Below are 13,997 nucleotides of genomic sequence, written 5' to 3' on the forward strand. Positions count from 1 at the left end.
AATAAGGCGTGAAAAAAGTATTTTGGATTCTGATAACACAGTTGATGATACAGCTCCCCCATGCGGTAGGCAGACCTGTCGTTCAAGCGACCGTCCCCATAGTGGCTGAGGATGTGCACGTGGGGTGGTTTTCCTTGGCAACTGAGAAGAAGGCGGTAGCCATATATACAGATGCCAATGATTATAATGTCGTGCAGATTGCAGCAGAGATGCTGGCCGATGATGTGGAAAGAGTAACGGGACTTCGACCTTTACACCAGACTGTGGGATCACTGCCAAAGGATGCTTGCATCGTGTCGGGTACATTAGGAAAGAGCCAACTAGTAGACAGACTGGTGAAAAGCCTGGGAATAGATGTCAGTGGTATTCGAGGTAAGTGGGAGTCGTATATCATCACCACTGTTCAGCAGCCAGAGGGCAATGCCCCTTTGCTCCTTGTTATCGGCAGCGACCGACGAGGGACTGCTTTCGGACTGACATCTCTTTCTGAGGCTATTGGCGTGTCACCATGGTATTGGTGGGCTGATGTGAAGCCGCTTCGTAAAAAAGTACTTTATGTTGAACCGGGCTTTTTTTGTCAGGGTGAACCGGCAGTACAGTATCGCGGTATCTTTATTAACGACGAGCGCTTTGGTGGATGGGCGCGCTGGGCTGAACATCATTTCGAAAAGGCTGAGGGGAAAGTTGGTCCAAAGACATATCAAAAGGTTTTTGAGTTGTTGCTGCGTCTGAAAGCCAACTACCTTTGGCCTGCCATGCATCCAGGGACCCAAGCCTTCAATGATGATCCGGAAAACGCACGTCTGGCAGACGACTATGCGATCGTGATGGGATCGTCGCACTGTGAACAGATGCTGCGCAATAACGAGGGAGAGTGGAAGGCTGTAAACGAGCGGGCAAAGGCAAAAGGTGAGGCCGGACTTGGTAGTTTTAACTATATAACCAACCGCCAGATGATGCAGGATTATTGGGAGGAGCGTATTAAGGTCAACGGGAAATATGAGAATACCTATACCCTTGGTTTGCGCGGTATCCATGATTATCCGATGGAGGGAGCCCATACAACTGCAGAACGTGTGGCTCTGATGCAGCAGGCCATTGACGATCAGCGCAACATTCTGCGCCGTAACATCCATAAGGCAATAGAAGAGATTCCTCAGGTTCTTTGTACTTACGAGGAGGTGCTTGATGCCTATCATCATGGATTGAAGGTGCCCGATGATGTGACGCTGCTCTGGAGTGACGATAAGCATGGCTACTGTCGTAATCTTTGCAACCCAGAGGAGCTACAACGAAAAGGTGGAGCAGGCATATATTACCATTTGTCGTATCATGGTGATCCTGCCAGTTGGATATGGCTCAGTCCGCTCTCGCCCGCCTTTCTCAGTACAGAGCTCACCAAGGCTTACACCTATGGTGCCAGGAAAATCTGGGTGTTTAACGTCGGAGATATCAAACCTGCGGAAAAAGAGATATCCTTTGTGATGGACTTGGCGTGGAATCTTAATCGATGGAAACCTACCGAGGCACACAACTATACAAGATATTGGGCAGCAAAGACTTTCAGCCGGGACCTGGCACCAGAGATCGCCGATATGCTAGCAGGCTACTATCGGTTACAGGCTGCAGGCAAAGATTCCCATGTATGGTTCGTAAATTACAGCGATGAGCAGATTGGGCAGCGTATAGCTCAATGGCGTGCGCTGGCTGCTCATGCAGATGAGTTGTCATCTCGTATCCCGGAACCGTTAAAGGCGGCCTATTTCGAACTGGTGCACTATCCCATTCGTGGTGCTGCCATGATAAATGAATATCAGTTGCTGGCTCGTCGTAGTATGGTGAGGGCAACGACAGGTGATGGTGATGAGGCCATAGCAGATGGCCGACGTGTGGAAGAGATGTTTGACCGGCTGAATGCATGGACAGATCATTATAATAACGGAATCCTTGACGGCAAGTGGGCAGATTTCTTCAATTGGCAGCCCTACCATTGGTTCCGTTCGGAAAAGATAGATCCGCCTTACTGCACGCCAGAGGTGTTGGAACAGGTTCAGAACAGCCCTAAGCCGCGCTTCCTCCCTGTTTGCGAAGCTGTCTCTGTTGAAGGCGTCAGCATTGATAGTGAAATGGAAGGTGATATACCCCTTTGGATAGAGGCATTAACACCTGTTGAGAACTTCTCGAAAGCGGCTCAGGACAACGTATTCTGTCATGTCGTCTCTGACTCGGGTAATTACGATGCCTCGGCGACACCTATTAATAATATATGGCATGCTTCTTATGTCGGTCCGATGTGGAGTCGTGTCGGCATGTTGCACCTGAAGAAAGGTTCTAACCGCCTCGCTATTAACAGTCTGAAACCTGGTACCCGTATCTATAAGATATACATGGGGCTCTATCCTCCGTTTGAAAGAGAGCCTCGCCTCAGGATTCCTGCATCTCTCTATCAGAGCGCACAGGGTGGTGTCGAGCGCGTAGAAGGTTTAGGTTATACTGATGGAGTTTTAGCGCAACCTTTTGATACGTCATCTTATCAGCAGATAGAGAAGGCTCCTTTTGTTGAATATGAACTGGATCTATATGATGGTGATACCACAATCGAAGTGCGGACGTTGCCTACACTTCATCTCTATGAGGGGCGTGATGCCCGCTATGCGGTCCAACTCGGTGATACCGTACCGCAGGTGTTCTCTATCCAGACTGAGGATTTTACTGCAGAGTGGCGCTCAAACGTACTGCGTGGCTATGCCTCACGCTCGCTGTCCGTTGCTGCCACAGGTCGTCAACGGCTGCGTATTTACCTGCTCGATCCAGGCATTGTGCTACAAGAGGTCTTAATTCACTCTAAAGAATAGGGAAATGATGAGGGGATTGTGTTTAGTTATCATTCTAATGATCTCAGGATCTTGTAATCAAATGTTGGCAGAACAGCGCCAATATCTGCATGATAATTGGACGTTCGGGTTAACGCACCAGTCTAGCCGATACCCTGCTGTGGTGCCGGGGGTTGTGCATACAGACCTAATGCGCCAAGGGCTTATAAAGGATCCTTATATAGGGCTAAATGAACGGGACGTTCAATGGGTTGACAAGGAAGACTGGTTATATGAGACTACATTCCGTGTGACTGATGGTGTCTTAGCCGAGGAACATGTTGATCTTTGTTTCGATGGGCTTGACACCTATGCTGATGTTTATCTGAATGATCATAAGATATTAGAGGCGGATAATATGTTTCGCAGATGGCGAATCGATGTCAAGTCGCTGTTAAGAGTCGATAATAACGTGTTACGTGTATATTTCCATTCTCCAATAAAGGTAGATATGCCTAAGTGGGAAAAGCACTCAGGGCTTTATGATGCTGCCAATGATCAGTCGGAGAATGGCGGACTACAGGATAGAAAACTCAGCGTATTTGCTCGTAAGGCAGGCTATCACTATGGTTGGGATTGGGGACCACGACTCGTCACCTCTGGCATTTGGCGTGATGTGTATATGGAGGCTTGGAGCAAGGCCCGTATTACGGATGTCTATCTTCATCAGTGTGAGGTCAGCAAACAAAAAGCAATCGTCAGGGATGAAGTGCAGATAGAGACTGATATTGATATACCTAATGCCGTGATTACTGTGATGGATAATAAAGGTAGGAGTGTAGTCCAAAAAAAGTGTTCATTACGGAAAGGGCAGAACACTGTCTCTGTGGATTTTGTCATTAAGAATCCTCGGCTATGGTGGTGTCGTGGTTTGGGAAAGCCTGAACGTTACACTTTTATGACGAATGTTGTCGCAGATGGAAAACTTATGGCGCGGAATGAGCAACGTATTGGATTGCGTTCTGTTAGATTAGTGATGGATCCGGATGAAAAAGGTAACAGTCAGTTCTATTTCGTACTTAATGGCGTGAGAGTATTTGCAAAGGGGACCAATTATATACCACAAGATAACTTCCTGACCACTGTTACACCTGAGCGTTATTGGCAGACTTTGCGAGATGCTGTGTTGGCAAACATGAATATGATTCGTGTCTGGGGTGGAGGTATATATGAGAACGATATCTTCTATGATCTCTGTGATGAGATGGGGTTGATGGTATGGCAGGACTTTATGTTTGCCTGCAGCACCTATCCGGCTGAGGGTGACTGGTTGGAAAGTGTGCGTCAGGAAGCTGATGACAATATCCGTCGTTTGCGTAACCATCCTTGTATCGTTCTATGGTGTGGCGGTAATGAATGCCTGGATGCTTGGTATAACTGGGGGTGGAAAGGGCGTATGGAGAAAACCGATCCTGAAGGTGCCAGGCTGGTGGAACAACAGCAGGAACATCTTTACTATGATGTGCTGCAAGAAATAACTAGTCAGTTGGTTCCCGATGATATCTATACTCCAGGATCGCCTTACTCCGTACGTGGGCATGGTAGCGATGACGTGAACGGTGACCGTCATTTCTATGGCGTCGGGCATCGGCGCATGCCTGTCAGCATGTATAATCAAGAGACTTCCCATTTTTTCTCTGAGTATGGCATGCAGTCATTTCCAGAATATGCTTCGGTACTCCGCTATGCACCTGACACAACTACTCATGATATCGGTAGCCAGTTGATGATGTGGCATCAACGGGGTGGCGTGGAGGCCAATAAGGTCATTGAGTGGTATGTCAACAATGAATATGGTCATCCTCGTGATTTCCGGCAATTCCTCTATGCTTCACAGCTGCTCCAGGGTGATGCCATGCGTACAGCCATAGAATCTCATCGCCGTGATATGCCTCATTGTATGGGGTCATTGCTCTGGCAGCATAACGACTGTTGGCCTGTAGCCTCTTGGTCTACCCGTGATTATTATGGTCATTGGAAGGCGGCTCACTATATGGTGCGCCATGCCTTTGAGCCACTACTCTGTTCTGCAGTTACGAAAGGGGACAGTTTGCTTGTCTATGCAGTCAACGATCTGCAGCTCAGGCAACAGGTGAGATTGAGACTAACTGTCTATACTCTCAGTGGGCAGACGGTTCATACACAGACACAGACAAAGGTGATTTTACCCAATACATCGACTTTGTTACTTAAGCAGTCTTTATCAGAATTGCTGAAAGAACATAAGCGTGAGGATGTCGTCGTAAACATGAGCCTTACAGCCTCGTCTGGAGTCGCATATGAGGCCAATAGCTTCCTTTGTTTACAGAAAGACCTGCGACTACTGCCTGCGAAACTAGCTTTTCAGGTGGATGCAGTCGATGGTGGATGTATCATCACCATCAAGTCTGATAAGTTTGTGCGTGCTTTGGCTATTTCTTTGGATGCAGAGAAGTACTGGTTGGACAAGAACTATTTCGACTTGCTTCCGGGAGTCCCAGTCCAATGCTTTCTGCGTTCATCGTTGTCTCCGGCAGATGTCCGGCAGAGAATGACGTTCATTTCTTTGAATAGTATGAAAGAGCAATAGCGAAGGCCTGTTATTTGATATATTATTTGGTGGAGTCAGAAAATGTTAGTAACTTAGCAGCGTTTATGAATCAGGTGAAAGTGAAATATTTAGGCAATGGGTTGTCTTTGCTTGTGGGCATTGGCGTGTTCTTGTTTTGGTATGTGTGGTATCCTCACGCATTATCATATCAAGAGCAGTATCAATTGTTCCTGTGGACAGGTGACTATTTCATGGAACGTGTGAGTGTGCCTGGTGGCTTTGCTGAATGGTTGGGTGAGTTTATCGTTCAGTTCTATTATGTAGAATGGTTAGGGGCACTGCTGTTAGCGCTTCTGTTTGTTGGCTTTGGATGGTTGGCTGGCTGGATTCCTGCAGCCTTGTTGTTGTGGCTTTTAGGCGATCCAAGTGTCCTGTTAGGTTATGTTATGGCGGTTATGATCGCCGTCGGAGTAAACAGGATGAACAGGCTTTCTGGACGAACGGGCCTGCTGGCTGATATGGCGCTGGTGCCTCTGGTGTATTGGTTAGCGGGATCTTTGGCTTGGATTTATGTGGTGATGCGATGGCTTAAACTTCATAAGGCTGTAGGTTGGCTCCTGCCGTTGTATTTGCTGGTTCTGCAGTTACTGGCCTATCGTTTCCTCTTGCCGCAGTGGACGCATGAGATGGTTTTCCTGCCTGAGCAATATTACCGTATCCCGATGATGTTGCCTGCACTGATGTGGATAATCCCTGTTGTGGTGATCATCGTTTTCGTGGTGCAGTCGCTGATAAAGTCTGTCAGATGGCATATGCCTGTACAGTTTGTGGTGGCTCTGGTATTGGGCTATATAGGTATGACCAGTGGCTATGACAAGGATATGTTTGAACTTATCCGTCAGGACTATCTGGTGAGAAACGAGCGATGGGATGAAATCGTGAAACGTGCTCAGGAGTATCAGGTAAAGACACCGTTCAGTTCCGTATGCGTGAATCTGGCCTTATCTCAAAAGCATCAGTTGGCAGATCGGATGTTCGACTTCTATCAGAGTGGCGCAGATGCGTTGATCATGCCTCGTATCCGTGATTTAACCTCGATGCTCCCCTCTGCAGAGACATTCTGGCGGTTGGGTATGGTGAACTCTGCTTTGCGCTATTTCTTTGACACACAAGAGTCCATCCTTAACGGACGGACAAGTGGCCGCTGTACCAAGAGAATAGCGGAATGTATGGTTGTGAATGGTCATTATAAGACGGCCAAGAAACAACTTCATCTGTTGAAACGTAGTTTATATTATCATGACTGGGCTGTCGAGACCGAGGCTCTGTTGGCCAATGAGGATGCCATCAACAGACATCCCATATATGGTAAGCTACGTCGGTTGCGCTATCAGGACGACTTCCTCTATAGTCATCTTGAACTGTACAAAATGTTTGGCATATTGTTTATGAACAACAATAAGAACACCATGGCTCTTGAATACTTTATGGGCCAGATGTTGTTGGAAGGCCAGATGCAGGGATTCATGCAATATATGCCCATGGCGGAGAAGTATAGTGGCTATCGGACGATGCCTATTGGGTATCAGGATGCCATGCTGTGCATTCGGAAACAGGGGGCAGTCTCCGGTTCACCCTATGCGAGCTATGTAAAACGGATGATGGAAGAAAGGAAAAAAGATGAAAGCAATGATGAAGCTCACTAAGATATCATATAAGTTGTTGGCTATTGGCTGTTGGCTATTAGCTATTGTCGGTTCGTCGTGTACAGATATACCAGAGAATCCGACATGCCTCAATCAGCAGCCTTCCATATACCCCGATTATATCGGTGTAACGATTCCTGCCGATATTGCTCCTCTCAATTTTAGTTTGGCAGACGAGAATATCGACTGCATGGATGTGGTCGTAAAGGGTAGCAAGGAAGGTGAACTGCATGTAAACGGTGAGTGGGCAGATTTTGATATTGACGACTGGCATGCGTTGACTGAGCAGAATGTCGGGGGAAACTTGTCGTTTACGGTATGCATCAAGAAAGACGGCCAGTGGTTAAAGTATCAGGATTTTAAGATGTTTGTGAGTCCTTACAGGCTTGATGAATATGGTGTGACATATCGTCGCATTGCTCCTGGTTATGAGGTTGGAGGCGATATAGGTATCTATCAGCGGGATATCCATAGCTTTCAGGAGTCTGCGATCTTGGCAGAGTGTATTGTTCCTGGTCAGTGTATGAACTGTCATGTGGCCAATCGCGCCAATCCTCACACGTTTAATATGCAGATGCGTGGTTCTTGTGGCGGAACATTGATCTATAAAGACGGGAAGCAGAAATACCTGATAACCAAGACAGATAGTACCGTTGCTAACACGAGTTATTCTTATTGGCATCCTGATGGTGACTACTGTGCTTTCTCGACGAACTCCATCCACCAGAGCTTCTTTGTCGGGACAGGTCAGCGCATAGAGGTTTATGATACCTATAGTAATGTTCTCGTCTTAGATACGAGGACTGATGAACTGGTGCTTTGTCCGTTGTTACAGACAGAAGACTGGGAGACCTATCCGGCTTTCTCGGCAGATGGGAAGACGTTGTTCTATTGTACGGCCAAGCCTTATCATGTGCCTGCAGAATGGAACAAGGTGAAGTATAGTCTGTGTAAGATTTCCTTCGATGCCAGAACAGGTACGTATGGTGACCATGTGGATACCTTGTTGAATGCTCGTGTGCTGGATAAGAGTTTTACTTATCCCCGTCCTTCGTATGATGGAAAGTGGCTGATGTATAATGTGACAGATTGTGGTAATTTCCCTGTCAACCACCCTGAGGCTGACCTTTGGCTGATGAACCTGGAAACAGGGGAGACCTATCCATTGAAAGATGCAAACAGTGAGGATACGGAGAGCTTTCACAACTGGAGCCTGAATAGCCGTTGGTTTGTATTCTCCAGTCGTCGTGAGAACGGGGTTTACAGTATGCCGTATATCGCGTTTCTCGGTGAGAATGGTCAGGCTGGCAAGCCTTTCCTGCTGCCGCAACGTAATCCAAAGAAGTATTATCTGGAGGAGATGGACTCCTATAACTGTATTGACTTTACAAAAGAGGAAGTGCAGTTAGATGCCCGTGAGGTACATAAAAAAGTATTCGAGAATAAGAGAGAACAAGTAAAGATTAGATAAGATATGAAGAAGATTTTATGGTGTGTGATGGCTATGGCTGTGATGACTATGTTCTATAGTTGTAAGCAAAATAGCAATGTGTGTCGGATTCAGGGTGTTGTCAATGGAGAACAGTTTGAAGGCAAACGTATATTCCTTGTGCCGTTTACAGGCCCCAAAAGCGCAGAGACCGTTGACTCAATGGAGATTAAGGACGGGAAGTTCCATTTCGAGACTGATAGCATGCAGATGTATAAAATCCTTATTGATCTGCGATTCCGTGTAGGCATTCAACCTTTGTTGGTAATAGGTGAGCCGGGCGAGGTGAAAGTGGTCATTGATAGCGTCAGCCATGCTGTGGGTACACCTCAGAATGACTCTTTGGAGAAGTGGAAGGTGCGTACGGAGATCCATAACCGGGAGTTGAGTAAAATGCGCAGATATATAGCCGACCTGCAGCAGCAAGGCGATACGGTGCGGGCCAAGTATATCCAGCAACGTGCCGACAGTTTCCATCTGGTGTATAAGAACTATTCCCGTCAGATGGCAGAGAACCTGAAGGAGGGCGTGTTGCACGATTTCCTGAAGGATATGTTCCCGCTGACGTATCAGCGCAAGTATCCTGACGGAAGAGTCGTAACGATGAATGCTGATACGAATGAGGAAATCCCTGAGTAGATATTGGAAGGTCGGGCTGACGGTGCTGTTCGGCTTGGCGGTATTCCTGTTCTGGCAATACCGTTATCCCTTTGTTCTGGCCTATCAGGAGCAGTTACAGCTGTTTCTCTTCGACGATGACTATTTCTGCGAGCGTATGTCAGAGCCTGGCGGCTTGGCAAGATACATCGCTGAGTTCATGGTGCAGTTCTATAATTTGGTTACTATTGGGGCTGCCGTGATAGCATTACTCTTTGTACTGGTACAGCGATTGATGTGGCGGTTGATGTCTTCCAAGACTGACGGATCCTACCTCTTGAGTTTCCTGCCCGTCGTGCTGTTATGGTATGCCATGGGCGATGAGAGTGTCATGTTGACATATGTCATCGCATTGATCATGGCTTTATCTGTAGCCTTAGCTTGGTCGCGGTGGTTCGCAGATGGTGTGTTGTGGAAGAAGTTCATTGTTGCTTTGGTCATCATCCCGATGCTCTATTGGCTGATAGGTCCGATGGTCTTGCTTGTGGCTTTGATGATGATGCCTTGGCTGGTATCTGTGTCTGCCGTTGTCTATGCCTTGGGACTGATGTTGCTGAGTGCCCATTTCCTGCCGTTCCCGATGATGCGGGTGATGTTGGGTATTAGTTATTACCGCATCCCTGTTACGTTGCCATATATGCTGATGGTTATTCCTGTTGTGGCGGCTTTCATAACCTGGTCGTCTCGTATGGACTGGCTCAAGTGGAAATATATGGGACCTTTGTCTGCCGGCGTGTTGGTCTTAGGACTGCTCTTTGTCCCTCGTGGCTATGATGCCAGGAAATACGGACTCATCGAGTACGATTATCTGGTACGTGTGGGTGATTGGAATGCGATCATACAGAAAGCCGAGAGGCAGATGCCGGACCTGCCGATGAGTGTCAGTGCCACAAATCTCGCCTTAGGTATGACGAATCAATTGGGCGATCGGGCATTCGACTTCTACCAGCGCGGTACGGGTGGTCTGCTGCCGAGGTTTGAGCGAAACTTCGCTACAGCCCAGCTGACGGGTGAGATTTATTTCCATCTCGGTTTGGTGAATACTGCTCAGCGCTTTGCCTTCGAGGCCATGGAGGCTATACCTAATTACAATAAGAGTGCCAGGGTGGTGAAGCGTCTGGCCGAGACAAACCTCATCAACGGACAGTACGAGGTGGCCCGGAAGTATCTGCAGATGTTGGAAAAGACGGTGTTCTATCGTCTCTGGGCGCAGCGTACGATGGCGATGCTGGGCGACGAGAAGGCTATCAACGGGCATCCTCTCTATGGCATGCTCCGCCAGTACCGTCTGCAGGACGACTTCCTCTTCAGCGAGCGCGAGTTGGATAAGATCTGTGGTCAGCTCTTCATCCACAATCAGCAGAACATGATGGCAGCGCAATATCTGCTTATGATGCCGCTGCTCGATGGGGATGTAGCGCGATTCATGAACTATGCACAATATGTGCAAGGGAAGATAGCTTATAATCCCCGACATTGTCAAGAGGCTATCGCCTTTGCTTTTTTCCAGCAGCGGCAGCAGCCACCGCAAGGTCTCGTCAATCAGCTGACGTTGCAGCAAATGAACGAGTTCGCCCGTGTCTATGGCTCTGATAAGAACTCACCGGCACTGGCTCAGTTCAAGAACACGGTTTGGTATTACTTAACAGCAGGAAAATGAAGAAGCTAATATGGTCTTTGTGTCTTTGTCTCTCTGGGCTCCAGTTGCTATCATGCAGTTCTGGACCAGAGAACCCAATACAGGTAAGTCAGCTGCCGCCGATCTATCCTGACTATGTCGGGGTGACGGTTCCGGCAGAGATCGCTCCACTGAACTTTAACAGTGTGGAGACTGATATCGACTGCATGGATGTGGTGGTGCGCGGCTCGAAGGGCGGTGAGATGCATGTTCAGGGCAATGAGGCTGACTTTGATATAGACGATTGGCACCAGCTGACTCAGCAGAACAAGGGCGGACAGCTCTCCTTTACCGTCTGTATCCTGAAGGACGGCCAGTGGAAGCAATACAAGGACTTTTCTGTCAGCATCAGTCCGTATGCCCTCGATGAGTGGGGATTGACCTACCGCCGTATTGCTCCAGGCTATGAGGCATTCAGTAAGATGGGCCTCTATCAGCGCAACCTCTCTACCTTCGATGAGTATCCTATCATAGAGAATACTCAGGTGCCAGGCATGTGTGTCAACTGCCATTCTGCCCATCAGACCGACCCCTCGAAGTTTGTCTTTCATGTGCGTGGTGACCATGGTGCCACCATGTTCCAGATAGACGGACAGCGAGAATGGCTGAAAGCCAGCAATGACCAGTTGGGTGGCTCGATGGTCTATCCCTATTGGCATCCCAGCGGGAAGTATTGTGCCTTCTCGACCAACCAGACACGTCAGGGATTCCACGTCGCGCCTCATGAACGTATAGAGGTGTTCGACCACTCCAGCGATGTGTTTGTCTATAACCCCGTAACCCATGAGATTATCCGCGACTCGCTGCTCTCTACTAAGGACTGGAGCGAGAACTCGCCTGTATTCTCTCCCGATGGGCATACCTTGTATTATATGACCTGTAAGCAGCAGGACTATCCCATACATTACAAGGACGAGAAGTATAATCTCTGTAAGATTGCCTTTGATCCCGAGACCGGCACCTTCGGCGAACGGGTGGATACGGTATTCAATGCCGTGGCGATGGGTAAGAGTCTGACATGGCCGCGCCCTTCGTACGACGGGAAGTATATACTCTTTACCTTGATGGATTACGGCTATTTCTCTATCTGGCATAAGGAGAGCGACCAGTGGTTGCTTGACCTTCGGACAGGTGGGGCACGTGAGTTGAAGGAGATCAATAGTACGGACGCGGATAGCTATCATAACTGGAACCTCAACTCGCACTGGATTGTCTTTACCAGTCGCAGAGGCGATGGATTGTATAGCCGTCTCTATTTAACGAGTGTCGACGATCGGGGACGCTTCTCGAAACCGTTCCTCTTGCCGCAGCGCCACCCGAAGGAATACTATGAGGAGAGTATTTACTCCTTTAATACTCCCGACTTCACGAAGACGAAGGTGAACTTCGATGCCTATCGTGCCGGCCGTGAAATAGCTTCGGATAGGCGTCTTGAGACGAAGGTGTGCTCTCCAACCAAGTAGGAGATGGCATCTTTAATAGTAAAACAACTTGTTTTACCTTGTAAGGGATGGTTTCTTTAAGTGTAAAAGACTATCTGAACGAAGGTAAAACAAGTTGTTTTACTTTTAGGAAGATAGGGGTTTACTTCCGTAGGGATGATTCTCGGAACTGAATAGCCTGTCCCTTCATGGCTTTAACAACGTCATCCACGTCGAAGGGTACCTTGCCCTTACCCAGTTCCGGGGCATTGAACGACTTCAGGTTGTTGTCATAGAACGTCGGATGCTCTTGGGGCAGACAGAAGGGCTTGTGGGCTCGACCGTTCTTGTCGACGTAGCAGAAGTAAGGCTTGCCATATAGTCCGTCATCGCGTTTCGAGGCGAAGACAAACCAACGACTGTTCGATGACCAGGAATGATAGGTGTCACTCTTCCCGCTGTTCACAATGGCAAGGGGGTCGATGGCTCCTGTCTGCAGGTCCATCATCTGGAGGTCAGCCTCCGGATGCCAGATAGGGAACGTGCCATAGTCGGCAACGGTATATAGGATGAAGCGCCCGTCGGGACTGATGCGGGGATGGCAGACGGAGGTCAGGTTCTGTCCTTGGACCTTCAGTCTTTGACTGTTGAGCAGGGTGTCGACATGTGTGCCGATGGTGCCGGTACGCTCGTCGAAGGAGATACGTACAAGACTGTATTGCAGTCGCTTGATATCGTGAGGCAGACTGACGGTGTCGGCGGCGCAGTAGTATATATACTTGCCGTCGGGCGAGAAGGTCGGGAAGGTCTCGAACACCAGACTGTCGGCCAGCTGAGGAGAGGTGAAGATACGGTGTTCCTGCATGTCGGCCACAAAGATGTTCGACGAGGCATCATACACCTCCAGTCGTTTACTAGGGTCGCTGTGGAAGGCGGGGATGATCTTCTGCGTGGAGTAGGTGATATACCGCCCCGAAGGACTGAAACAGAAATACACGCTACCTGGGATGTCAAGCTTGTTGAGCCGACCGTGACGGTTAAGGATCGCACCACCGCCGGGTCCTCGAACGTACATCATCGTCAGGTCGGGATCCTGATGGGCATAGGTGTGGCAGTTCATACAGCGGTTCTCCAGCTGTTCGTGGTGGGCGATGGCGGTCACATCGAAATTCTCTACACAGCGCTGCTGAATCTGCACGTGGTTCCATATCTCGTAGTCGGGCTCGATGAGACGATAAGTGAGGTAGGGGTCTACCTTTTCACTCACTATCTGCCAGCTGAAAGGCTTGTACTGGATCCACTTGCCGTCGACAAGTGCTGTGACGGTGACCTTGATTGTTTGATCAGTTGATTGCTGCATCAGTTCTCTCCACTCGTCGATCCCGAAGACGACCTCGTTGCCACTGGCGTTGAGCGCCAGTCCGCCGGCCTTCACCTCGATAGCTTCGCAGTCGGCACGGAGCAGGAAGTTCAGTGGAGCGATATTCTCAGGTATGGTCACATCGCAGTAGTCGGGGTAGATAGGCGGCAGCGTGTTCTGCATCGTGACATCCTTCGGTGTCGGTGTGCAGGAAAGGAAAAAGGGCATAAGGGTAAAAAGGAACCCCAGGCCTTTTGCCAAACTCGTTCTATGTAATTTCTCC

The 13,997-nt window shown here is 48.7% G+C and carries 8 protein-coding genes; 7 read left to right on the forward strand and 1 reads right to left on the reverse strand.

Annotated features, from left to right (window positions below; genetic code table 11):
* The first annotated feature begins 8 nt into the window (after positions 1–8).
* The 7 genes from BMY63_RS12005 to BMY63_RS12035 all read left to right on the forward strand — a co-directional run bounded on the left by BMY63_RS12005 (position 9) and on the right by BMY63_RS12035 (position 12,396).
* Positions 9–2,855 (forward strand): glycosyl hydrolase 115 family protein, encoded by a 2,847-nt coding sequence (locus BMY63_RS12005; RefSeq protein WP_143065795.1) that lies wholly within the window; start codon positions 9–11, stop codon positions 2,853–2,855.
* A gap of 61 nt (positions 2,856–2,916) precedes the next feature.
* Entirely contained in the window at positions 2,917–5,442 is a 2,526-nt protein-coding gene (locus BMY63_RS12010; RefSeq protein WP_256219021.1) for a beta-mannosidase, read from the forward strand.
* Between the two features lie 65 nt (positions 5,443–5,507).
* Positions 5,508–7,109: a DUF6057 family protein gene (locus BMY63_RS12015; protein WP_091917071.1), complete on the forward strand. Its 1,602-nt coding sequence runs from the start codon at positions 5,508–5,510 to the stop codon at positions 7,107–7,109.
* Positions 7,084–8,580, forward strand: a complete 1,497-nt coding sequence (locus BMY63_RS12020; RefSeq protein WP_371113592.1) for a TolB family protein — start codon at positions 7,084–7,086, stop codon at positions 8,578–8,580. Before BMY63_RS12015 ends, BMY63_RS12020 begins: the two co-directional genes overlap by 26 nt.
* Positions 8,581–8,583: 3 nt before the next feature.
* A complete protein-coding gene (locus BMY63_RS12025; RefSeq protein WP_091901984.1) occupies positions 8,584–9,237 on the forward strand; it encodes a DUF4369 domain-containing protein in 654 nt (217 codons plus the stop codon).
* Entirely contained in the window at positions 9,218–10,915 is a 1,698-nt protein-coding gene (locus tag BMY63_RS12030) for a DUF6057 family protein (protein ID WP_091917073.1), read from the forward strand. The genes BMY63_RS12025 and BMY63_RS12030 overlap by 20 nt, the downstream gene beginning before the upstream one ends.
* Positions 10,912–12,396, forward strand: a complete 1,485-nt coding sequence (locus BMY63_RS12035; protein ID WP_091917075.1) for a TolB family protein — start codon at positions 10,912–10,914, stop codon at positions 12,394–12,396. The genes BMY63_RS12030 and BMY63_RS12035 overlap by 4 nt, the downstream gene beginning before the upstream one ends.
* Positions 12,397–12,517: 121 nt before the next feature.
* On the opposite strand, the gene BMY63_RS12040 is transcribed toward BMY63_RS12035, so the two are convergent.
* Positions 12,518–13,942, reverse strand: a complete 1,425-nt coding sequence (locus BMY63_RS12040; RefSeq protein WP_091917077.1) for a TolB family protein — start codon at positions 13,940–13,942, stop codon at positions 12,518–12,520.
* Positions 13,943–13,997 lie beyond the last annotated feature (55 nt).

Origin of the sequence: Prevotella aff. ruminicola Tc2-24, from assembly GCF_900110895.1 — a bacterium.
Lineage (GTDB): Bacteria > Bacteroidota > Bacteroidia > Bacteroidales > Bacteroidaceae > Prevotella.

Bases quoted from the DNA above. Each gene is read 5' to 3' on its own strand.
- BMY63_RS12010 (WP_256219021.1), top strand. From the start codon at position 2,917: ATGTTGGCAGAACAGCGCCAATATCTGCATGATAATTGGACGTTCGGG.
- BMY63_RS12015 (WP_091917071.1), top strand. From the start codon at position 5,508: ATGAATCAGGTGAAAGTGAAATATTTAGGCAATGGGTTGTCTTTGCTT.
- BMY63_RS12020 (WP_371113592.1), top strand. From the start codon at position 7,084: ATGAAAGCAATGATGAAGCTCACTAAGATATCATATAAGTTGTTGGCT.
- BMY63_RS12025 (WP_091901984.1), top strand. From the start codon at position 8,584: ATGAAGAAGATTTTATGGTGTGTGATGGCTATGGCTGTGATGACTATG.
- BMY63_RS12030 (WP_091917073.1), top strand. From the start codon at position 9,218: ATGAGGAAATCCCTGAGTAGATATTGGAAGGTCGGGCTGACGGTGCTG.
- BMY63_RS12035 (WP_091917075.1), top strand. From the start codon at position 10,912: ATGAAGAAGCTAATATGGTCTTTGTGTCTTTGTCTCTCTGGGCTCCAG.
- BMY63_RS12040 (WP_091917077.1), bottom strand. From the start codon at position 13,942: ATGCCCTTTTTCCTTTCCTGCACACCGACACCGAAGGATGTCACGATG.